The sequence below is a fragment of the Paenarthrobacter sp. UW852 genome, assembly GCF_024608385.1.
Classification (GTDB): Bacteria; Actinomycetota; Actinomycetes; order Actinomycetales; family Micrococcaceae; genus Arthrobacter.
This window is the reverse complement of record NZ_JAMSGY010000004.1, coordinates 228,690-251,050: the sequence shown is the minus strand read 5'-3', so window position 1 is coordinate 251,050 and position 22,361 is coordinate 228,690. Positions and strand designations below refer to the sequence as shown.

Below are 22,361 nucleotides of genomic sequence, written 5' to 3'. Positions count from 1 at the left end.
ATGAACCTCTAGCAACTTGTACGGGTTCATTTGCCCTCTTGCGCGCGCACGCGCTCCAGGTAAGGGCGGGCCCGTTCGATGCCCGTTTCCAGTGCCTGCACGGTCCCTTCCATAGTCTTGTTCGCTTGCGACCGGAACGTGTCAATGGCATCCATCGTCTGGAAGACGTTGTCGAAGGCACGTTGAAGGGTCTCGACACTGACACCGGAACTGGCTGCCTGCTGGTGGATCCGTGCGGTCTGATCCTTCAACATCTCACTGGTCTTCAGGATCATGTTGTTGGTTGTCGTATTGATGGCATCGATCTGGTCCAGAACCATTTTCTGATTGGCCAACGCTTGGGCGACGATCACTGCCGTCCGCAGGGCAGAGATCGTTGTGGTGCGTGCCCGCTCGACACCCTTGATCAGTTCGGTGTTGTTCTTGCGGATCATGTCGATGGCCAGGTAGCCCTGGACCGATACCGCCAGCTGCGTCAGGATGTCCTGGTGACGCTGCCGGATCGGATACAGCACATCGGAGTCAAGCTTCCCTGCCTGCTCGATGTCACCTACTGCTTTGAGTTCATCGATTTTCGCCTCCGTGGCGGCATCCAATGCTTTGGCAAACACGGCGTACTCGCTCAGTTCCTGCATGGTTTCCCAGAGCTGGGTCTTTTCCTGGGCGAGGGCCGCGTTGTCCTTCAACAGCTCGTCCTGGCCAGCCATCAAGGACTTGATGATTTTGTCCAGCTGCGTCTGGGCCGATTCGTACCTCTGGAAGTACTTGGCAAGCTTGTTGCCGCCCGGAATGAACCCGAGAATCTTCCGTCCGACGCCGAGATCGGCGTTGTTTGGTGTCAGGTCCTCAACGGTTGAACGAAGTTCGCCGAGGGTCGAGGCCACCTGTACCTGGGCGGTGCTGCCAGACTTTTTCGCGCTGGCCAGCGATGTCGATGACCGTTCCAACAAGCGGCTGGAGGTATTCGAGGACTTGACCAGTTGCTGTCCGGCCAAGCGGTTGATGCCATCAATTTTCGTCGTGTACTCAGGGCTGAAGGGGCTCATGCCAGCGACTTCGTTGACGAAGGCGCGTGCTTGGGCGTTGATTTCCTGCTGACGCTCGGCGGCCACGGGCACCATACCCGGAGCGTCGGCTTCTTTGACGACCGGCACCGCTTCGGGAGCAGCGAGCACCAGAGGCGTGGAGGCTGCGGCGTCCGGTGGAGTGAGTTGCATGCTCATTGGTCTTGTTCCCTTCTATTGCGGAAGTCTTAGCCGAGTTGGACGCCGAAGTCCGTGGCAACGCCAGCCAGGCCGCTGGCGTAGCCTTGGCCGACGGCCTTGAACTTCCATTCGCCGTTGTGGCGGTACAGTTCGGAGAAGATCATGCATGTCTCTGGAGCGGCGTCTTCGCTGAGGTCGTATCGGACGACCTCCGTGTCGCTTTCCTGGTTGACGACCCGGCAGTAAGCGGACCGCACTTGGCCAAAGTTCTGTCGGCGTTCGTCCGCTTGGTCGATGGAGACAACGAAGACAATGCGCTCTACATCCGGGGCTACCGCCGAGAGCTCGACGGCAATGGTTTCATCGTCGCCTTCGCCCACGCCGGACCGGTTGTCTCCTTGGTGTTTGACCGATCCGTCAACGGCTGAGGGCTGGTTGTAGAAGATGAAGTCCGCCGACGAGCGGACTTGGCCGTTGGCGCCAACCAGCAACGCTGACGCGTCCAGGTCGAAGGCGTCTCCAGTGGTGGTCCGGGGATCCCAGCCGAGCCCAACCAGGACCTTGTTCAGGCCTGGGTCAGTTTTGCTGAGGGAAAGGTTGCTGCCCTTGGTGAGGGTAAGGCCGGCCATGCGTTTCTCCTTGTCTCCGACTGCGGAAGAGCGTCAATCTTGTGTTCTGGCTTAGTCCAGGACGATGCCGAAGTCCGTGGCGACGCCCCGGAGTCCGGTGGCATAGCCCTGGCCGACTGCGCGGAACTTCCATTCGCTGTTGTGGCGGTAGATCTCTGCAAAGATCATGCAGGTTTCGGCGGCCGCGTCCTCAGTGAGATCGTAGCGGACGACTTCGTTGTCTGTTTCCTGATTGACGACGCGGCAGAAGGCATCGCGGACTTGGCCGAAGTTCTGGCGGCGGGCCTCTGCTTGGTCAATGGAGACAACGATGACGATCTTTTCCACGTCGGCAGAGACCGTGTCGAGGTCGATGAGGATCTGTTCGTCATCGCCGTCGCCTTCGCCGGTGCGATTGTCGCCCTGATGGATGATAGACCCGTCCTTGGACGTGAGCTGGTTGTAGAAGATGAAGTCGTCGTTGGACCGTACTTTGCCGTCTGCCCTGAGCAGCAGCGCGGAAGCATCAAGGTCGAACTGCTCCCCGGCCGTGGTCCGCGGGTCCCAGCCAAGGCCGATCATGGCCTTGCGCAGGCCTGGGTCTGCTTTCGTCAGTGAAAGATTGCTGCCCTTGCTGAGTGTCAGGCTGGACATGGTGCCTCCAAAAGTAGTGCTTGGGAATTGGGATGTCAGATAGCGGCTGCTGCGGCACCGAGCACGTCGGTGGGCGTCCGGCCGTTGGCTGGTGCCCCGATGGCCTGGAACGTCCAGGTGTTACCGTTGCGGGTGAGCTTGGACATGACCATGGCCGTGTAGCGTCCGGATTCGGTCAGGTCGTAGCGGGCAACTTCGGGGCTGGCCGGGACGGAGTCGTCAAGGACGCGGCAGAAAGCGTTTTGCACCATGTCGAAGGTTTGCTGGCTGTAGCTCGTGATGACAAAAACGATGTGGGCGACCGCCGGCGAAACGGCCGGGAGGTTGACGAGCAGCGTCTCGTCGTCGCCCTCGCCTTCGCCGGTGAGGTTGTCGCCGGTGTGCCGGATGGAACCGTCTTTGCTGGTGAGCTGGTTGTAGAAAACGGTGTCGAGGTGTTGCCCTCGACCATCGAAGAGAATGGCTGAGGCATCCAGGTCAATTTCGACTGTCTTGGGTCCAAAGAAGCCCTTTTTCGCCGGGACCGCGGAGTCCCATCCGAGGCCCAGACGGACGTGGGTCAAAGATTCACCGTTCTGCTTGGTCAGCGACAGCGACTGGCCCTTTTGCAAACTCAACCCCATGATATTTTTCCGTTCCCTTGGTTTCTTGATTGTTGGTTTGTGTGTGTCTATCGACGGGTGCGTGCTAGTTGTTAGCTGGTTGCAGCGACTCGCCGCGCGCTTCGATGCGTGCCTTCTTATTGCGCTGGATGGAACCAATAAAGGCAGCTCCGATGAAAACCACACCGATCAAGCCGGTGATGACTTCGTTGACGGGGACCACGATGGTGATGAGGAGAATGACGGCGAGGGCTCCGATGGCCCAGTGGGCACCGTGGTCCAAGTACTCGAACTCGTCCAGTGTTCCTTGGCGTACGAGGAACACCGTGAGCGATCGTACGAACATGGCGCCTATGAAACCTAGGCCAAGCGCGATGATGATCGGGTCAGCAGTAATGGCAAAGGCCCCAATGACGCCATCGAAGGAGAACGACGCGTCAATGACTTCGAGGTAGAGGAAGAGCATGAAGGCGGCTTTACCGGCAAGCTGCGCTGTGGTGGACGGTCCAGCGTGGGTGGCGAGAGCTGCGTCAGTTGCGTCGATGTCTCCGTCGTCATCGACGTCGAAAAGGTTGCCCAGCCCGTTGACCAGGAAGTAAGTGATCATCCCCAGCAGGCCGGCGAGCAAGACGATGCCTTGCTTCTCTCCAGATACGGCGCCAGCTACCGCAAGAGCAGCCATGCCCGCGATCAGAGACGCTCCCTCAAGACGTCCGAGCTTCGCCAGAGGTATTTCAAGGAATTTGATCCATTTGATGTCCCTGTCGGCCAAGATGAAGTCCAGGAACAGCATCAACAGGAACATTCCACCGAACGCTGCGATTTGCGGGTGTGCTTCATGAAGCAGATATCCGTAGGTCCCCGGAGTGTGCGGGTCGCCCTTCTCCATGGCAAGTGTGATGGCTTCAACGGGGTTCAGGTTCGCTGTGACACCCACAATCAGCAACGGGAAGAGGATTCTCATGCCGAACACGGCGATGAGGATTCCCACGCTTAGGAACATCTTTTGCCAGAACGGGTTCATGCGTTCGAGGATTCGGGCGTTGACGACGGCGTTGTCGAAGCTGAGGCTGACCTCAAGAATTCCGAGAATGATGCACAGAATCAGAGCTTGGGGTCCACCGTAGAGGACGGCCACTATCAGCGCGGCAGCGGTAACCGCGAATGACCAACCGAATGTCTTGAGGAACACGTTCGTCTGACTCCTGGAACTAAAGGCCCGCACCGGAAAATTTCCGGTGGGACGACAAAGACATCCCGGAAGTTATCCCCCCAAGACTTCGTGGCTACAGCATAACCACAGGAACGCAGGGACAACAGCTCCACGCTCCGTCACCCCATTGGGCGCCATCGTTACGAAGGACTGCCCGGGCCGACGCGCATCACCCGTCACAACCAAACGCTGCGGAGACCACGCATTCGTAACAATTTCACCTGAATCACAAACCTGTAACTCAGATACTAGAATCACTGGAGGTGCAAGTCAAAAGCCTTTATGACGGCGTCAACTAATGCCGGATGGCAGTGAAATGGGGGTAGAGTGCCGCAGCGCACAAGGACAGCGCGTGATAGAGCTCGTATACGTCCATCTACCAAAATTGTGGGTGCCCCTGCCGCCGTTCTCTCCGGCACCGCCTTCCTCTTTGGCGGACTGCCCTCGGCGCTATTCGTCTTCGGTTTAATCGCTTTGTTGACCGGCCTGTACATTTTTTTGACCGGTCGAAGGTCCTGGGCGATGGTACCCGGGAAACGTGTGGGAGGGGTAATTGTCATTGCACTCTCCCTCGGGTTTGTCACCACTGGGTACGCTCTGGATACCCGGCAGCCGGGGGCACTATTTGAAGCTCTCCAGAGGGAGCCAGAACAAGGCACGGGCGGGGTGCCTGCGCCACCGGCGCCAGACTCCAATGACAGTGAGCCGCCCCAACCTTCGGCGCCCGACACAGGTGCAGACGAGGGACGGCCTTCCACCTCCGTCCCCGGTCCCAACAACGTGTCCGAAGCTGCCGCCCTTCTTGCGGCTGTTGAGGTCAAAGGACGAGCACCCAAATCCGGATACAACCGCAGCCAATTCGGCCAGACCTGGGCCGATGTCGACCGGAACGGGTGCGACACCCGCAACGACATACTGCAGCGCGACCTAACCCAGGTCGTTTTCACCAACAATGTGCCTTGCAAAGTTCAAAGCGGCACACTGGAAGACCCTTACACGGCAAAGACGATTCAATTTGTCCGCGGCAGTGACACCAGCACGGCAGTGCAAATCGATCATGTCGTCGCCCTCAGCGACGCGTGGCAGAAAGGCGCCCAACAGCTAAGCCTTGAACAACGCACCGCGTTCGCCAACGACCCCCGCAACCTCCAGGCAACCGACGGTCCAACCAACCAGAAGAAGAGCGACGGCGACGCAGCAACATGGTTGCCGCCCAACAAAGAGTTCCGTTGCGACTACGTGGCCCGACAAATCCTGGTCAAGGTCACGTACCACTTGTGGGTAACGCATGCCGAGCACGATGCCATGGAACGCGTGCTGCGGGATTGCCCCGCAACATACACCCCCACCGGCTAAGGATGCCGGTATGCACCCGGCCACTCCCTGCGGCCTGGCTCGACGGTCCAACCTATCAAGCGGCTAACGACTGGAGCTTGAACCGCCGTGGGAGAGTCCGCGATGGGAGGCGAAGCCTGCCTGCCCACGAGGCAGGCAGGCTTCGCATCATCGTTCATCTAGCCTCCCCGCCTTCAGGGTCTTCTCCGGTTCGGACCGACGAGGACGCCTACGCAGAACCGTTTAGTTTGCGATTCCTTTATGGCCGTGGCATGCGCCCTGACGGGTCGTACTAGGCCAGACGTAGCCGTCTTTACAGATGATCGTCCCGCCAACCTTAGGTCCCGGGTCCGGAACCTGCGGTACAGGATTCGGAGCAACGGGGACCGGGTTAGGAACAGCTGGAACCGGGTCGGGTACGGCAGGAACCGGATCAGTAACCGCAGCCGATCCCCCACCAGTCACCGTCGCGGGAACGGTGCTCGTCGACGGCGTTGGACTTGGTTTTGAATTAGTGGTGAGGTGCTTGACGCCAAGCTGGACAGTCGAGCGCTCCGGAGCCGTCGTTCCGCCAGCTGGCTCCTGCGAAATGACTTCCCAGTTCGACTTCAGGATGATGGTTTTTCCTTCGACGGTGTCGGTTGCGACCACCTTGAAGCCCGCCTCTTCAAGGTCCTTCTTGGCCTTGTCCAACGTCTTCCCGACTGTCTCAGGAACGGTGACACCAGCGGATGTCGAGGTCTGCGCGGCGGCCGGCTCCACACTGGGCTTGGCAGATGACCCGGCAGTGCTTGAGCAGCCAGTCGCGAGCACCGCGATCAACACAAATGCAGCAAGTGATTTTTTCAAAAATTCCCCCTGGTCCGATTCAACCTGAAATTCACAACAAATAGTTCTTGGAACGCATGCTTCTGGAGTAGCACTCGGCGCTTCTGCCTTGATGATTACTCTATTGCGCCTCGCAAAAGCAAATTTTCTTCACCCACTGCTTTTCGGTCGTTGTCTGGCAATAACTCGGGGAGCCGTAAGCTCTACGATGATCAAAAATTCCTCACAACTCCGCGTCACCCGGACTCGCGGTCGTGTCAATCAACACCGAATTTGACACGTGGAGCGATTTGGTAACCCGGGCCGAAAAGAGTAGCAATAGGCCGCAGTGGCACTCTGTTGATAAAACCTTGATCAAAACTTGAGCAATTCTTGAGCTGGGGCAACTCGAATTGGTAACACTCCGGCGCTTTTGGAGGCCGCCTTCCTTCCCACCTGATCGAAGGCCCCCACACTGGGCGTGGGACAAGAAGAAGAAGGATGCCGGGGACCCAATCGACTGAGTATCATCCCCGTAACGCCAGTGATTCGTGGGCAGGGAGGAGGTGGGCGCCTCTGACGCGGCGTCCAAGACTGCCCATCATCGCCGCCGCGTCAGGCATACGGTCCACTTTGAACCGCCGGGCGCAGGGATGTTGGCTGTAGGAGGACGGGGTATCGAACACCCCGCCGCCCCCACAGTCTTCGGCTATTTGGTAGTGAGTACGTTCCACAGGATGAGGTCGTGGGCATGCCTTGCTTTGTCGTCACCGCGGAAATCCGCTTCCTTGACGGTGCCTCCGGTGTCGATTCCGATGCTCGACGTCGAAGCGAAACGGCCCATCATTGACTTGTTGGAGAGCATGGAGACGGCGCGGATGTTCTTGTAGGGGATGGACACAATTGCGAGCTTGTTTCCAACGAAGCTCTTGTCCTGCAGGATGACTCGCATGTTGGTGATGCCGACGAAACCTGTGCCGACGCCAATGCAGTCGTAGACCGCATAGACAATCTCTCCTTGAAGCAGTCCTGCCCGGATCTGTTCAAGTTGATCTGGTCTGTCATGGATAATTTCGGTCAAGGGTCACTCCCCGGTTAGTCGCTGAGAGGAACGCCCTAGGCGTCCCTCTGAAAATAGGTGGCTCCAGCAAGAATCATGATGCCTTCAATGGCACCCCACAGACCCACCAAGCCGAAGGTGAAAATACCGACGACGAGTGTGAGTACGAGTTGGATAATGCCGATGGTCGTGTAACCCAGGTAGAAGCGGTGGATGCCAAGGCCACCGAGGAAGATGCCAAGGAGTCCGGCGGCGATCTTCGATTTCGGCTGCGGGTAACCGTAGGCGGGGTTAGGCATCGGCGGCCGCGCTGAAAACTGCGGTTGCTGAGGTGCGGGCGGTTGCGTCGAATACAACGGCTGCTGCGGAACTGGGGGCTGCGTCGCGTAGTGGGGTTGTTGAGGAACCTGTGGCTGCACCGGATATTGCGGTTGCTGCGGGGCGGCGGGTGGGGACTGGTCGGCCTTGGGAGGGTACGGGTTCACTGGTGGTGTACCGTACCCTTCGGGCACGGCCGGGAACTGGTCAGGGGTGGGTGTAGTCATGCTTCTAACGCCTCTCGGAGAATGATGATGCAGTCATGGCGACTGGCGGCATCATCCAAATGGCATCCCCCAGAATCCATGTGCTGTCACTATCTTCACCGACCCGCCGCTGATTTCTTCGATGCAGATCGAATGTTTCAGGAACAAATGTCGTGTGGCAAACAATCAACGTCGGCGGAAACGTTTGTCTTAGCCAGCTACCGTGGCAGTCTCCAGTCGAAATCCCGTGGCACGAGGTCTTGGTCTTCCGGCGCGAAGTCCAGCTCTTGAAACCTCCCGGCGTCTGGATCTACTGTGCCGTCCGGCCTCAACCGCATGCCCGACCATATGCCCATTCGACACTGCCCGGCGTGATTGCGAGCGTGGTCGACTTCGTTTCGGGTGATGATGACAGAGCCTCCAACACTTTGTGTGCCCTTAGCCTCAAGGTAGAGAAGTTGGTCGCCCATGACGGCCTCGGCGTCGTATGGCCGGTTCGTTCTGGTGTCTGTAACGGTCCACCCACGTTCACGGTAGTACGCCATGAGTCGGTCCTGAGCAGCGTCCTCGATTGCTTTACGTACTTCGGGATCCATCTGGAGCCCTTGACCGACACCGCCCGCATTATCGCCTTCATTTGCGGAGAACCCACTTGCTGTCGAGGAAGAATTCGGGTCGACGCTGTACATGATGGCATTCCGGCCCCGGCCTGCTACAGGATGTCCTACTAACTCCTGGTACATCGGGTGCTCCGTTGAGACAACGCGCCCCGCAAGTGCCGTCTTTCGTTTCCCGCTGGAGGTGACCAGTGTTTCGTGGTTGGCGGGGTTAAGCTCGGCGACAAGGATCACGCTTCCTCGATAGTGAAGCGTTGCCCATCGTTCAGCGGAGATGCGGTTGGCGTTAAGAGCCCAGTCCCCACGGTTGTTCTCCCACAACAGTTCGGGAGTGACAGTGGGGTCGTACCCGTACCACTGTCGACCTAAGGGATCGTTGGGATCCGCTATCGTCCTGCCGCCCAACCTGATATTAATAACCATGGATTGAGTATCGCCCATCCTCAAAGGATTGTGCGGTCAGGCCGGCACGGATGAAAAACGCGTGGAAGTGACACAAGGGACTACTCTTGTTGACCTTTGTCAGCATCAAATCCGCGTTGAAGTCCGAACATGTCAACGATAATGGCTGGGTTGAGAGCCAGGCTGGTAGCTTCACCGGAAATGAAATCGAGCGTGGTAAAGCGCTGGCTTAGCCCGTCGATTTCCTCCTTGTTGCTCTCGTAGAAATCGGCGAGCATGGTTAGCGACCTTGGCCCAACCGTGTTGAATGCGCTTCTTTCTGACTTCGACACGGCCAGGCTCCTGCACGCCCGCACAAAGTAGGTGTCGAAGGACGGCGGGTTGCCCCACGTGCCCATCATTACCTCCCTGACAAGGGTCCGAGCGGGTCCCCTCAGGGAGTAGTGCTTTGCGAAGGTCCGTGTAAGCCCCCAGAAGTACTTTTTGGGTCCTGGATCACCGAAGTGATGCATGGTGATTTTGGCCATCGTTAGGCTGTATCGGTCAATAATTTCGTCGGCTGCCCGGTAGTGTCGGGTGTTGGTATCGCGGAACAAATGGGAAGAACCTCATAGCATTCCCCCGCTCGCCAGGTTGTAGCCAGGCTGCAGGCAGCTGTACTCCATATTCTGGGTGGGGCGGGGGTGGTCTGAAAGTCGTTATAACAGAAGTCCCAGCTTCGGGCTCGGCCGGAAGGTCGTTTGCTTGTTGGTCCGTTGTTCGGAGGAATCTTTCGACTGCCCTCGTTATCTCGCCCTGTTCTACTGCATGCACGAGGAGATCGTACTAAGAGTTTCGGCTTGCCCTTGCCGATTTGCCACCTCCAGTTCCCTCCTGAAGAGCGGAAACCAGCGCCCGCCGAGAAGCAGAAAGCACGTTGTCCTGAATGATAGCGAAATCGCAAACGCCGCACGGCGGATGGATCACGTCAGCCTAACAATGCCACGACTTGCACGGGCGGAGGTTCTCAACTAACAGCCCTGCAACCGACTCCGCGCGGACGTCATCGCTTGAGAAAGGCACTGTCTGGGATAGTCCCGTGATCTGGGCACCGATAACAACGCATATGTCGCGTAGAGGCCGGCGTGCCCCGCCAAGATGAATCAATTAAACAAGTTTCAATCAGGGCTTGCGGTTTTAGTGTCCAGATCTGATGGGCGTCCTCGCGAATCCGAGCCAATGCTTGGCTCACCAGTCCTGTGCGTCGTCAACTCCAGTCAGAAAGGCCAGCCGCTCGGCCGCGAGATGACGACCCGCCTCTAATTCGAACTCGTCCATGACAGAGGCGAGCTAGGCGAACAATTCCTCGCGCTCCTGTGTCTCACCGAACGGGGACCGCCCTTCAAGCCGGTTGAAGGCGCTAGCGCAATTACGCCCTACATCCTCCAACCGTCCCAAGGTGGTCTCGCCCAGCTGATCCGAGAGTGCCTCGAGCACCTCGCGTAGTGTCTTCTTGAATTGCTAACTCAGCTCTAGCTCTCCCCGGATCGTCACCTGGAAACCTGTGAGGCGTACTCTCCACGACTAGTACGAAGGTGCGCCTCAAAGCGGCGACCCACCTCAAGTGCACCACTCCTGGTATCCCAAACCCCCACCTCCCCACACGCCCCCTTGACTCCCACCCCCACCTTCCCTAGACTTTTCATAAAGCAGAATCTAAATTCCACAAAGCGGAAACTGAAGCCAAGCGCCAAGGCAGCAGCCAAGCAAAGGAAGATAGATCCAAGCCCTCCTCGGAAGGACCTACGATGACGTACACAGTGAACTGCTCCATCCTCCTGACGGAACTGCCCTTGCTCGAGCGCCCCGCCGCCGCGAAGGCAGCCGGTTTTGACGCCGTCGAGTTCTGGTGGCCCTTCGAGACCTCCGTCCCCAGCGACGCACAAGTAACCGAGTTTGAAACAGCCATCAAGGACGCTGGCGTTCAGCTCACGGGCCTGAACTTCAACGCCGGCAACATGCCCGGCGGCGACCGCGGCCTGGTGTCCTGGAAGGGACGTTGCTCCGAGTTCAAGGACAACATCGACGTCGTAGCCGGCATCGGTGAGCGCCTGGGCTGCAAGGCCTTCAACGCCCTCTACGGCAACCGCCAGGACGAGTTCACCCCTGAAGAGCAGGACGAACTCGCGGCAAAGAACCTCGCCGCAGCAGCAGAAGGCGTCGCCCGCATCGGCGGCACCGTTCTCCTCGAACCGGTCAGCGGCGCACCCAAGTACCCGCTCCTCACCGCCGAAGACGCACTCAAGGTCATCGCCCGCGTCAAGGCAGAATCCGGCGTACAGAACATCAAGCTCCTCGCCGACTTCTACCACCTGGCAGTCAACGGCGACGACGTGGAATCCGTTATCGAGAACCACGCCAAGGACTTCGGCCACATCCAGATCGCCGACAACCCCGGCCGCGGCGCTCCCGGAACCGGCACGCTCCCCCTCGGCGAATGGATCGCCCGCAGCCGCGAACTCGGCTACGACGGCTACATCGGCCTCGAGTACAAGGAACCGCAGGAATCGGCTTTCAGCTGGGCCATCCGCCAGCGCGCCAACGCCAACTAAGCATCCAGCACGCCTGAGCTAAAAAGACTTTCAAGAAAGAGAACCACAATGAGCAACGTTGCAGTCATCGGCCTCGGAATCATGGGCCTCCCCATGGCCATCAACCTCGTCAAGGCCGGCCACTCGGTCACCGGTTTCAACCGCAGCCAGGACAAGATCGACAAGCTCGTCTCCGAAGGCGGCCAGGGTGCCACCAGCATCGCGGACGCAGTCAAGGACGCCGACGTCGTCATCACCATGGTCCCGGACTCCCCCGATGTTGAGGGTGTAGTCAGTGGCAAGGACGGCGTCTTCGCCAACGCGAAGAAGGGCACCATCTGGATCGACGCATCCAGCATCCGCCCGGACGTCGCCAAGCGCCTCTCCGACGACGCAGTAGCAGCCGGCATCCGCCCGCTCGACGCTCCCGTATCCGGTGGCGAACAGGGCGCAATCGACGCCGTCCTGTCCATCATGGTCGGCGGCGCAGCTGAGGACTTCGAGGCAGCACAGGATGTCCTCAACGCAGTGGGCAAGACCATCGTCCACGTCGGCCCGTCCGGCTCCGGCCAGACCGTCAAGGCAGCAAACCAGCTGATCGTAGCCGTAAACATTCAGGTCCTCGGCGAGGCCATCGCCTTCCTTGAGGCCTACGGCGTAGACACCGACGCAGCACTGAAGGTCCTGGGCGGCGGCTTGGCCGGCTCCAAGGTCCTCGACCAGAAGGGTCAGAAGATGCTCGACCGCAACTTCGACCCCGGCTTCCGCCTGGCCCTCCACCACAAGGACCTCGGCATCGTCACCTCTGCAGCCCGCGAAGCCAACGTCGCTGTCCCGCTCGGCGCAGTCGTCGCCCAGCTCGTCGCCGCAACCGTCAACCAGGGCGACGGCGGCCTCGACCACTCGGGCCTCTTCAAGCAGGTTCTCCAGCTCAGCGGCCGGAAGTAAGCACCCCGGCAAAAGCCGGACAGAAAACGAAAAGCAGGGAACCCGCCGTCGTACATAAACGACGGCGGCTCCCTCACCACACCCAAAAACACCACAGACTTCGCCCGAAAGGGCAAAAAACAAGGAGTACACCATGGCAAAGATGCGCACCGTTGATGCGGCCGTAGCCATCCTGGAAAAGGAAGGCGCAACCGAAGCTTTCGGTCTGCCCGGCGCCGCGATCAACCCCTTCTACTCAGCAATGCGTGCCCACGGCGGCATCCGCCACACGCTGGCCCGCCACGTTGAAGGCGCCAGCCACATGGCCGACGGCTACAGCCGCGCAGCTGATGGCAACATCGGCATCTGCATCGGCACGTCTGGCCCCGCTGGCACGGACATGATCACCGGGCTGTACGCAGCCCAGGCAGACTCGATCCCCATGCTCTGCATCACCGGTCAGGCACCCGTCGCCAAGCTGCACAAGGAAGACTTCCAGGCTGTGGACATCGAGTCCATCGCCAAGCCGCTGACCAAGTTCGCCATGACCATCCTGGAGCCGGGCCAGGTTCCCGGTGCGTTCCAGAAGGCCTTCCAGCTGATGCGTTCGGGTCGTCCGGGCCCGGTCCTGCTGGACCTGCCCATCGACGTTCAGATGGCGGAGATCGAGTTCGACATCGATGCCTACGAGCCCCTGCCCATCGAGAAGCCCAAGGCTTCCGGCAAGCAGCTGGAAAAGGCACTGGACCTGCTGACCGCAGCCAAGCACCCGCTGATCGTTGCCGGTGGCGGCATCATCAACGCAGGCGCTTCGGCACAGCTGGTTGAGCTGGCCGAGATCCTGAACGTTCCCGTGATCCCCACGCTTATGGGCTGGGGCGCCATCCCGGACGACCACCAGCTGATGGCTGGCATGGTTGGCCTGCAGACCTCGCACCGCTACGGCAACGAGACGTTCCTGCAGAGCGACTTCGTGATCGGCATCGGCAACCGTTGGGCCAACCGTCACACTGGTGGCCTGGACACCTACACGGCTGGCCGTAAGTTCGTGCACATCGACATCGAGCCGACCCAGATCGGTCGCGTTTTCTCGCCGGATTTGGGCATTGCGTCCGACGCCGGTGCGGCGCTGGACGGTCTGTTGGAGCTGGCCCGCGAACGCCAGGCAGCAAAGACCCTGCCGGACTACTCGGGTTGGGTTGCCGAATGCCAGGAGCGCAAGGGTTCCCTGCACCGCAAGACCAACTTCGACAACGTGCCCATCAAGCCGCAGCGCGTGTACCAGGAGATGAACAAGGCCTTCGGTCGCGACACCACCTACGTGTCCACCATTGGCTTGTCGCAGATCGCCGGCGCGCAGATGCTGCACGTGTTCGGTGCCCGCAAGTGGATCAACGCTGGCCAGGCCGGCCCGCTGGGTTGGACCGCTCCGGCAGCCCTGGGCGTTGTACGCGGCACCCCGGACGCCACCGTTGTTGCCCTGTCCGGTGACTACGACTTCCAGTTCATGATCGAGGAACTGGCCGTGGGCGCACAGTTCAACCTGCCGTACATCCACGTTGTGGTGAACAACAGCTACCTGGGCCTGATCCGTCAGAGCCAGCGCGGTTTCAACATGGAACAGAACGTTTCCCTGGCCTTCGAGAACATCAACTCCCCGGAGACCAACGGCTACGGCGTGGACCACATCAAGGTTGCCGAGGGCTTGGGCTGCAAGGCCATCCGCGTTGAAGACCCCAACGACCTGCCTGCTGCCTTCGACAAGGCCAAGGCATTGATGGGTGAGTTCAAGGTTCCCGTGGTTGTTGAAGTGATCCTGGAAAAGATCACCAACATCTCCATGGGTGTTGAGATCAACGGCGTGAACGAGTTCGAAGAGCTGGCAGAGACCGCGGCAGACGCACCTACCGCGATCCTGACCAAAGCGTAAGTAACAGTAAAAGAAGGGAGGCACCGGAATGCGTGTTGTCATCGCCCCGGACAAATTCAAGGGCTCGCTGTCCGCGCCCGACGTCGCCAAGCACCTGGCAACAGGCCTGCAGGCGGGGTTCGGTTCCAAGGGCTTTGAGGCAACACGCATTCCGGTGGCCGACGGCGGCGAAGGAACCATCGACGCCGCCATCGGCTCCGGCTTCACCCGCCGGACCACCACCGTCACCGGCCCGCTCGGCGAGCCGGTGAAGGCCGACTTCGCGGTGCGGGACCAGGAAGCTGTCATCGAAATGGCGGCAGCTTCCGGTCTCGCCCTCCTCCCGGACGGCCCCACGTCCCAGGCGGCCAAAACCGCAACCAGCATCGGCACGGGCGAACTCATCCGTGCCGCGCTGGACCTCGGCTGCCGCAAGATCATCCTGGGTGTGGGCGGCAGCGCCAACACCGACGCCGGCGCGGGTGTCCTCCAGGGCCTGGGCGCCGTCTTCCTGGACAAGAACGGCAACGAGCTCCCCGGCGGCGGTGCCGCTCTCGCGGACATCGACAGCATCGACTTCTCCAACTTCGACGTCCGCATCGAGGCCACGGAGTTCGTGTTGGCGTCCGACGTCGACAATCCCCTTCTGGGGGCCAGTGGCGCCCCAGCCATCTTCGGTCCGCAAAAGGGCGCGACGCCGGACGACGTCACCGAACTCGATGCGGCGCTGAGCCACTTCGTGGACGTGCTCGCAGCAGCAACCGGGCAGCACGCCAAGTACGCAGCCAAAGCAGAAGGCGCTGGAGCGGCAGGCGGCGTTGGCTACATTGCCATTGCGGCACTGAAGGCAGAGCGGCGGCCGGGCATCGACGTCGTGCTTGAATTCACTGAACTCGAGCAGCGGCTCAAGGGCGCCGACCTGGTGATCACCGGAGAAGGCAGCCTGGACGAACAAAGCCTGCTCGGCAAGACGCCCATGGGCGTTTCGCGGGCGGCACAAAGGGCCGGGGTTCCCGTGATCGCCGTGTGCGGCCGGAGTACCCTGAGCCGGGAACAACTCACGGACGCCGGCTTCCATACGGTCCATGCACTGACCGATCTGGAAAAAGATGTCCAAAAATGTATCGCTGAAGCAGGTCCGTTGCTTGAACAATTGGGTAAGCACATAGGCGTGTACCTGGCGGAACGGACCGAAAACAAGGAGTACCTCAATGTCTGAAGCAATCGGCGCCTATGACCTCGTTATCCGGGGCCAGCGCATCCTGACCACCGCCGGTATCGCAGCCCGCGAAGTTGGCATCCGCGATGGCATCATCGTGGCCATCGAACCCCTGGGCAACGGCCTGACGGGCGACGAGGTCATCGAACTCGCAGACGACGAAACCCTTATCCCCGGCCTGGTGGACACCCACGTTCACGTCAACGAGCCCGGCCGCACCGAGTGGGAAGGCTTCGCCTCCGCCACCCGTGCCGCTGCCGCCGGTGGCGTCACCACCATCATCGACATGCCGCTGAACAGCATCCCGCCCACCACCACCGTGGACGGCCTGGAGCAGAAGCGCGTCGTCGCCAAGGACCAGGCGTTCGTGGACGTCGGATTCTGGGGCGGTGCCATCCCGGGCAACAAGAGCGACCTCCGCCCGCTGCACGACGAAGGCGTTTTCGGCTTCAAGTGCTTCCTCCTGCACTCCGGCGTGGACGAGTTCCCGCACCTGGACGCGGACGAGATGGAAGAGGACATGAAGGAACTCAAGTCCTTCGACTCCCTCATGATCGTGCACGCCGAGGACTCCCACGCGATCGACCGCGCACCGCACCCCGGCGGCGACCACTACGAGACCTTCCTGGCCTCCCGTCCCCGCGGCGCCGAGAACAAGGCCATCGCCGAGGTCATCGAACGCGCCCGCTGGACCGGCGCCCGCGCCCACATCCTGCACCTCTCCTCCTCCGACGCGCTTCCCATGATCGCCTCGGCAAAGCGCGACGGCGTCAACCTCACCGTCGAGACGTGCCCGCACTACCTGACGCTCATGGCCGAAGAAATCCCCGACGGCGCCACGGCCTACAAGTGCTGCCCGCCCATCCGCGAAGCCTCCAACCGCGAGCTCCTTTGGAAGGGCCTGCAGGATGGCACCATCGACTGCATCGTCTCGGACCACTCGCCCTCCACACTGGACCTCAAGGACCTGGAGAACGGTGACTTCGCTGTGGCGTGGGGCGGCGTTTCCTCACTGCAGCTGGGCCTGTCCCTGATCTGGACCGAAGCCCGCCACCGCGGCATCTCCCTGGAACAGGTTGTCGCCTGGATGTCCGAGAAGCCCGCCGCCCTGGCCCGCCTGCACAACAAGGGCCAGCTCGCACTGGGCTACGACGCCGACTTCTCCATCTTCGCCCAGGACGAAGCCTTCGTTGTGGACGTCACCAAGCTCAAGCACAAGAACCCGATCACGCCGTACGACGGCCGTCCGCTGGCCGGCGTCGTCCGCAAGACGTACCTGCGCGGCACCCCGATCGACGGCCAGAACCCCGGCGGCAAGCTGCTCCGCCGCGGCAACGTTTAGGCCTACCGTCATGGCAGTCAATGCCTACGGGCCACCGCCGTCACGAGGACCCGCAGCACGCGGGTCCTCCGCACGGCGGCCCGGCCAGAACCCTCGGAGCCTCAACGAACGCAACGGCCTGACAGCTCACGGCCTCGCGCTCTGGGTCAACCCGGCCGAGGGCGACGAGATCGATCCTGAAATCTGGGAGCGGGCCGCACGCCTTGTGCTGGCCCGTGCCATGAAACTTGCCCCGGAGGCGGAAGTCCGCATCTGGCCCGCCCCCGGGGCAGAGCACTCCGGCGTCGGCGACACTTCCTGGGGCGGCACTCCGCAGGAAGCCGCCGACGCCGGTACCAACCGTCCGGATTCAGCTACGGTAACGCTCGCCGATGCCCTCGCGGAGGCGCGCAACAGCAGCCGTTCAGACGGCGCCTCAGCGGGCGGCAGCACCGCCGTCGAGCCCGTAACGTTGGCCAGCCGCCGCAGCCAACTTGCGGTGGACCTCGCCGCTGAAGTAGTGCTGCTAGATGGGGAGCCCGTTTCCTTTACTGGCATGGAATACAAGCTGCTGCGCTACCTCGTGGTGAACTGCTCCCGGGCCATTGCACGTGAAGAATTGCAACGCTTCCTGGAGTCATTTGACCTCCCCGGCGCGGCATTTCGCTCGATCGACGTTTATGTTGGAAGGGTGCGGCGGAAGCTAGGCTCCGCCCGACACACTGTCGCCACCGTCCGTGGTGGCGGCTACCAGTTCGTGCCAGGGCCTTATGCCACAGTGCGCGGACCTGCGGAATACAGCATCTGATTTCGCTGTTCTACTTCATTGACTTCGTTCTTTGAATGATCGCTGTTGTTTGAAATGACCGCCGGTGCACACCGGTTGAATGTAAAGGATCGCCATGACCCAGAAACTCCTCGTCGGAACGCAAGCACCTGATTTCGCGCTTCTCGACGCCGACGGCACCAAGGTCTCGCTGTCCGACTATCGCGGACGCAACGTCATTGTGTACTTCTACCCGAAGGCAGCTACCCCCGGCTGCACCACCGAGGCTTGCGACTTCCGCGACAACCTCGCCAGCCTGCAGGGCAACGGCTACGACGTCATCGGGATCTCCCCCGACGGCCCCGAGGCCCTCGCCAAGTTCACCGGCGAATTCGCTTTGACCTTCCCGCTGCTCTCCGACGAAGACCACAAGGTTGCCCTGGCCTACGGTGCCTGGGGCGAGAAGCTGGTAGACGGCGAAATCGTCGAGGGCATCGTCCGCTCCACCGTTGTCCTGGATGGCGAAGGCACAGTCCAGCTCGCCCAGTACCAGGTTTCTGCGCAGGGCCACGTCCAGGCGCTGAAGGAAGAGCTGGGCGTCTAACCCTCTCACATCCCGCCCGATTAAGCGGATCCCTCTCTCACATCCCGCCTGCTTGAGCCGATCGCTCTCTCACATAACTGAACAAAAGATGTAACGCCCGCTCACTTTTGTGAGTGGGCGTTTCATATGTCGTGACTAAACGTGACAAATACCCAGCCGCATTAGTTAATGGAGCCATGGCCTCAACCTCGTCTCCACGCCACGCTGTCGTCGTCGAAGATGACGCCGACATCCGCGGGCTCCTCGTCCTCATCCTCGAGCAGCTCGACTTCGTGGTGACAGAGGCACCCGATGGCCTTTCCGGCGTCGAGGCCGTCCGGAACACCAACGCCGAACTGGTGACGCTGGACATCAATCTTCCGGACATCGATGGCATGGAAGTCTGCCGGCGGCTGCGCGAATTCTCGGACGCCTATGTCCTGATGCTCACAGCCCGCGCGGACGAGATCGACCGGCTCAACGGCCTGGACACCGGGGCCGACGACTACATCAGCAAGCCCTTCAGCCCCAAGGAAGTCCAGGCCCGCATCCGCGCCCTCTTCCGCCGCGCGCGCACGCCCGCCGCCCCCGCCGAGGATCAGCGCCAAGCCGATGAACTCGAGCGGGCGGCCGTGGTCCAACAGAGCCTCCTCCCCCGGGAAACCGTCCGCGTTGACGGTTACGACGTCGCTGGGGCCTTCCGCCCGACCCGCAGCGTTGGCGGGGACTTCTACGACTGGTACCAAACCAGCGACGGCATGCACCTGACCTTCGCCGACGCCATGGGCAAGGGCATGGGGGCCGCCCTGATCGCAGCAACTGTCCGGGCCGTGATGCGGTCGGTAGCGGACACCCCGGCGATCGCCGATGCGTTCGGCTCGGCCAGCGCCACCGTCACCTCGGACCTTGACCAGTCCGGCTCATTCGTCACCATGTTCCACGCCCGCCTGGACAGCGGCTCAGGCAAGCTCAGCTATATCGACGCCGGTCACGGCCTTGCGTTGCACGTCCCGGCTGACGGGGCTGCTCAGCGGCTTGTCTCAGCCGGTCCGCCAGTGGGCATCCTCGACGACCAGCTGTGGCCGGCCGCAGAACTTGAGCTGGAGCCCGGAGATTCCCTGGTGATCGTCAGCGACGGAGTGCTCGATGCCCACGCCTCCCTTGAAGAATTCCTGGTTAACGTCGAAAAGGTGACACGCAACGGAGCTACCTCGGACGAGGTGTGCGCCGCCCTTCTGGAGTTGGCACCCGCCGACACTGCAGAAGATGACGTGACCGCCGTCGTCGTTCGCCGTAAACACTGAGCCACATCAAAGGGGGATTGTGACACGTTTCTGGACCCGGCTTCTGGTTGTCCTCACGGTCATTTTGGGCGTCAACTATGTGGCTTGGCGTTGGTTTGCCTCACTGAACTGGGATGCGTGGTGGATCGCCGTTCCATTGGTCATCGCCGAGACGTACAGCCTGATCGACGTGATGCTTTTCGGCCTCACGGTGTGGAACCTCAAGATCCGCAAGCCGCCTCCCCCGCCGCCTGCCGACGCCACAGTGGACGTTTTCATCACGACCTATAACGAACCCCTGGACCTGGTCCTGACCACAGCCCTGGCAGCCAAGGACATCCGCTGGCCGCACAGCACCTGGATTCTCGACGACGGCAATCGCCCCGAGATGCGCGACCTCGCCGACACCCACGGGATCGGCTACGTGACGCGCGGTGCCGACTGGACCCCTGACATGCCGCGGCATGCCAAGGCAGGGAACCTGAACAACGCGCTCATGGTCACCTCGGGCGAATACCTGTTGATTCTCGACGCCGACCAGATCCCCGAGCCGGACATCCTGGACAAGACGCTGGGCTACTTCAACGACGACCGCGTGGCGCTGGTCCAGACCCCGCAGTACTTCATCAACGTTCCCGCCGACGATCCCCTCGGCAGCCAGGCTCCCCTGTTCTACGGCCCCATCCAACAGGGCAAGGACGGCTGGAACGCGGCCTTCTTCTGCGGCTCCAACGCGATCCTTCGCCGCGAAGCCTTGATGCAACTGGGCTTGGTGGGTTACGTCAAAGCCACGGAGAAGAGTGTCCGGCGGGCATTGAGCGCCTCCAAGCAGGCCATCAAGAAGGCCCGGCGCTCGGAGGAGGCCCGTAACCCGTTGGTGGAGCAGATGCTCAACGAGGTGGAGGCCGCCACCACGGCAGCCCAACAGGAACTCGACGCGCGGGTGTCCCTCAGCGAGATCACCTACCGCGTGCGACGCAAAGTGGACGAAGCCGTGCGCACCCTCGTGGCCGCCGACTTCTCCGCGCTCCAGTCCGACCTTGAAGAGATTGCCGCGATGGAACTTGCCCACGTCGGCGAGTCCGGCGTGACAACTGTGGCGAGTGACGCCGTCGACCGCATGTCCGGACGCGACTGGTCGCCCCTGGGCGCGCTCGAATCGGTCCACGCCGTCCTGGACGCGATCTCCGTGGAACGCACCGACGAAGCCCAGCCGATCATGCCCCTGGCCACCATCTCGGTCACCGAAGACATGGCAACGGCCATGCGCATCCACGGGCTCGGCTGGAAGAGCGTGTACCACCACGAAATCCTCGCCAACGGCCTCGCGCCCGAGGACCTCAAAACCATGCTCACCCAGCGCCTCCGCTGGGCACAGGGCACCATGCAGGTCCTGCTTCGCGAAAATCCGCTGGTGCAACGGCGCTTGTCCTGGGGACAACGGCTCATGTACTTCTCCACCATGTGGAGCTACCTCAGCGGGTTTGCGGCCGTGGTCTACTTCGCCGCGCCGATCATTTACCTGACCCTCGGCATCCTCCCGGTCAGCAGCCTCAGCTGGGACTTCTTCATCCGCTTCATCCCGTTCATGGTGGTCAACCAGCTGCTGTTCGTGGTGGCGGGGCACGGGATTCCCACCTGGCGCGGGCAGCAGTACAGCCTTGCGCTGTTCCCCACGTGGATCAAGGCATGCACGACGGCGGCCCGGAACGTCTGGTTCGGCCGTCCACTCGGGTTCGCGGTCACCCCCAAGGCCCGCCAAAGCGGCGGACCGAGTTGGAGCCTGATCCGGCCCCAGATCACCGTGGCCGTCTTGCTGGCTGTGGCAATGGTGGTGGGCATCGCCCGTCTGCTGACCGGGCTTTCCGAACCGTTGGGCACGTTGGTGAACGTGGCGTGGGTGGCGTTCGACCTGGTGGTCCTGAGCGTGCTGGTCAAGGCAGTTTTGTACAAGGGTTTCGTGCCTGAGGATGTTGGGCCCAAGCGCCCGGAGGAAAGGAATGCAGATGCAGTTTAGCTATGAGGTCAAGGACACCTACGCGGAAGTGAAGAGCGTGGGCCGTTTGAACATGGTCGCCGCGCCCAAACTCCGCGAGGTAGTGAACGAGGTTGTGGCATCGGGTTCCAACCGCGTGGTGGTGAACCTGGCCGAGACCAACTTCATGGATTCGTCCGGGCTGGGCGCACTGATCGGCTGCCTCAAAGCAGCGCGCCAGGCCGGTGGCGACCTCCGCATCGCCGCAGTTCAGCCGCAGGTGAAGATGGTGCTGGAACTGACCAACATGGACCGCGTGCTCACGGCATACCCTTCGGCTGAGGAAGCATTCGGCGATGACTGACGTGATCGCCCGCCGGGGGTTCCACGGGCCTTCCACCGAGGAAGCAATCGAGTCCATCCACAACGAACTGGATGCCTTGTGGGACGATGCTTCCTTCGTGCCCGATTTGGACCGGATGACTTTCGCGACCGCCGTGATCGAAGCCGCCGCCAACATTGTGCAGCACGCGTTGCCGGCGGCAGAGAAGCCTGTGGAGATCGACGTCGACATCAGCGTCCGTCCCAGCCGACTGGTGGCCAGGGTGAGCGCTTTCAACGCCCGCGAGCCGTTCGCCGACGACATGCAGGCGTCCATGCCTGATTCTGAGGCGGAGTCCGGGCGGGGGCTGGCACTGATCGAGGCACTGGTGACCACGGTGACGTTCGAGCGCCAGGACGGCACCAACACGTGGATCCTGACCCGCAACACCTGACCCTC

General features: G+C 61.4%; 21 protein-coding genes and 1 pseudogene. 12 read left to right on the top strand and 10 right to left on the bottom strand.

The genetic code is table 11. The features are described 5' to 3' along the window. Positions 1 to 26: 26 nt before the first annotated feature. From NEK97_RS09355 to NEK97_RS09335, 5 genes are all read right to left on the bottom strand, one after another. A complete protein-coding gene (locus NEK97_RS09355) occupies positions 27 to 1,223 on the bottom strand; it encodes a toxic anion resistance protein (protein WP_257369566.1) in 1,197 nt (398 codons plus the stop codon). 29 nt (positions 1,224 to 1,252) lie between these two features. Further along, a complete protein-coding gene (locus NEK97_RS09350) occupies positions 1,253 to 1,834 on the bottom strand; it encodes a TerD family protein (protein WP_257369565.1) in 582 nt (193 codons plus the stop codon). 51 nt (positions 1,835 to 1,885) lie between these two features. Beyond that, positions 1,886 to 2,467, bottom strand: a complete 582-nt coding sequence (locus tag NEK97_RS09345; protein WP_257369564.1) for a TerD family protein — start codon at positions 2,465 to 2,467, stop codon at positions 1,886 to 1,888. Positions 2,468 to 2,502: 35 nt separating this feature from the next. Next, complete coding sequence (locus NEK97_RS09340; RefSeq protein WP_257369563.1) at positions 2,503 to 3,090, bottom strand: TerD family protein; 588 nt, start codon at positions 3,088 to 3,090, stop codon at positions 2,503 to 2,505. Between the two features lie 64 nt (positions 3,091 to 3,154). Then, positions 3,155 to 4,261: a DUF475 domain-containing protein gene (locus NEK97_RS09335; RefSeq protein ID WP_257369562.1), complete on the bottom strand. Its 1,107-nt coding sequence runs from the start codon at positions 4,259 to 4,261 to the stop codon at positions 3,155 to 3,157. Between the two features lie 801 nt (positions 4,262 to 5,062). Here NEK97_RS09335 and NEK97_RS09330 point away from each other — a divergent pair. Next, entirely contained in the window at positions 5,063 to 5,638 is a 576-nt protein-coding gene (locus NEK97_RS09330) for an HNH endonuclease family protein (protein ID WP_308292468.1), read from the top strand. Positions 5,639 to 5,860: 222 nt separating this feature from the next. On the opposite strand, the gene NEK97_RS09325 is transcribed toward NEK97_RS09330, so the two are convergent. The 5 genes from NEK97_RS09325 to NEK97_RS09305 form a co-directional block, all read right to left on the bottom strand. Further along, the gene (locus NEK97_RS09325; RefSeq protein ID WP_257369725.1) at positions 5,861 to 6,379 is read right to left on the bottom strand and encodes a PASTA domain-containing protein; all 519 of its coding nucleotides are present in this window, start codon (positions 6,377 to 6,379) and stop codon (positions 5,861 to 5,863) included. A gap of 754 nt (positions 6,380 to 7,133) precedes the next feature. After that, the gene (locus NEK97_RS09320) at positions 7,134 to 7,505 is read right to left on the bottom strand and encodes a PH domain-containing protein (protein WP_257369561.1); all 372 of its coding nucleotides are present in this window, start codon (positions 7,503 to 7,505) and stop codon (positions 7,134 to 7,136) included. A gap of 35 nt (positions 7,506 to 7,540) precedes the next feature. Beyond that, entirely contained in the window at positions 7,541 to 8,029 is a 489-nt protein-coding gene (locus tag NEK97_RS09315) for a TM2 domain-containing protein (protein ID WP_257369560.1), read from the bottom strand. Between the two features lie 197 nt (positions 8,030 to 8,226). Further along, complete coding sequence (locus tag NEK97_RS09310) at positions 8,227 to 9,048, bottom strand: DUF3883 domain-containing protein (protein WP_257369559.1); 822 nt, start codon at positions 9,046 to 9,048, stop codon at positions 8,227 to 8,229. Positions 9,049 to 9,128: 80 nt separating this feature from the next. Then, on the bottom strand, positions 9,129 to 9,554 hold the full coding sequence (locus NEK97_RS09305; protein WP_257369558.1) for a hypothetical protein: 426 nt from the start codon (positions 9,552 to 9,554) through the stop codon (positions 9,129 to 9,131). A 1,260-nt stretch (positions 9,555 to 10,814) separates the two neighbouring features. Here NEK97_RS09305 and NEK97_RS09300 point away from each other — a divergent pair. The 11 genes and pseudogenes from NEK97_RS09300 to NEK97_RS09250 all read left to right on the top strand — a co-directional run bounded on the left by NEK97_RS09300 (position 10,815) and on the right by NEK97_RS09250 (position 22,356). Further along, on the top strand, positions 10,815 to 11,618 hold the full coding sequence (locus tag NEK97_RS09300; RefSeq protein ID WP_257369556.1) for a hydroxypyruvate isomerase family protein: 804 nt from the start codon (positions 10,815 to 10,817) through the stop codon (positions 11,616 to 11,618). A 42-nt stretch (positions 11,619 to 11,660) separates the two neighbouring features. Continuing rightward, positions 11,661 to 12,545, top strand: a pseudogene (locus NEK97_RS09295) (2-hydroxy-3-oxopropionate reductase); the annotation flags it as partial. 133 nt (positions 12,546 to 12,678) lie between these two features. Continuing rightward, a complete protein-coding gene (gene gcl, locus NEK97_RS09290; RefSeq protein WP_257369555.1) occupies positions 12,679 to 14,454 on the top strand; it encodes a glyoxylate carboligase in 1,776 nt (591 codons plus the stop codon). A 28-nt stretch (positions 14,455 to 14,482) separates the two neighbouring features. Further along, on the top strand, positions 14,483 to 15,652 hold the full coding sequence (locus NEK97_RS09285) for a glycerate kinase (protein ID WP_257369554.1): 1,170 nt from the start codon (positions 14,483 to 14,485) through the stop codon (positions 15,650 to 15,652). Further along, on the top strand, positions 15,645 to 16,994 hold the full coding sequence (gene allB / locus NEK97_RS09280) for an allantoinase AllB (protein ID WP_257369553.1): 1,350 nt from the start codon (positions 15,645 to 15,647) through the stop codon (positions 16,992 to 16,994). Before NEK97_RS09285 ends, allB begins: the two co-directional genes overlap by 8 nt. A 10-nt stretch (positions 16,995 to 17,004) precedes the next feature. Continuing rightward, positions 17,005 to 17,781, top strand: coding sequence for a winged helix-turn-helix domain-containing protein (locus tag NEK97_RS09275; RefSeq protein WP_257369552.1), 777 nt, complete (start codon positions 17,005 to 17,007; stop codon positions 17,779 to 17,781). 94 nt (positions 17,782 to 17,875) lie between these two features. Further along, positions 17,876 to 18,343 (top strand): thioredoxin-dependent thiol peroxidase, encoded by a 468-nt coding sequence (gene bcp / locus NEK97_RS09270; RefSeq protein WP_257369550.1) that lies wholly within the window; start codon positions 17,876 to 17,878, stop codon positions 18,341 to 18,343. 176 nt (positions 18,344 to 18,519) lie between these two features. Beyond that, the gene (locus tag NEK97_RS09265; RefSeq protein ID WP_257369548.1) at positions 18,520 to 19,626 is read left to right on the top strand and encodes a PP2C family protein-serine/threonine phosphatase; all 1,107 of its coding nucleotides are present in this window, start codon (positions 18,520 to 18,522) and stop codon (positions 19,624 to 19,626) included. 19 nt (positions 19,627 to 19,645) lie between these two features. Further along, positions 19,646 to 21,622, top strand: coding sequence for a glycosyltransferase family 2 protein (locus NEK97_RS09260; protein ID WP_257369547.1), 1,977 nt, complete (start codon positions 19,646 to 19,648; stop codon positions 21,620 to 21,622). After that, entirely contained in the window at positions 21,612 to 21,944 is a 333-nt protein-coding gene (locus NEK97_RS09255) for an STAS domain-containing protein (RefSeq protein WP_257369546.1), read from the top strand. The genes NEK97_RS09260 and NEK97_RS09255 overlap by 11 nt, the downstream gene beginning before the upstream one ends. Continuing rightward, positions 21,937 to 22,356: an ATP-binding protein gene (locus NEK97_RS09250; protein ID WP_257369545.1), complete on the top strand. Its 420-nt coding sequence runs from the start codon at positions 21,937 to 21,939 to the stop codon at positions 22,354 to 22,356. Before NEK97_RS09255 ends, NEK97_RS09250 begins: the two co-directional genes overlap by 8 nt. Positions 22,357 to 22,361: the final 5 nt, after the last annotated feature.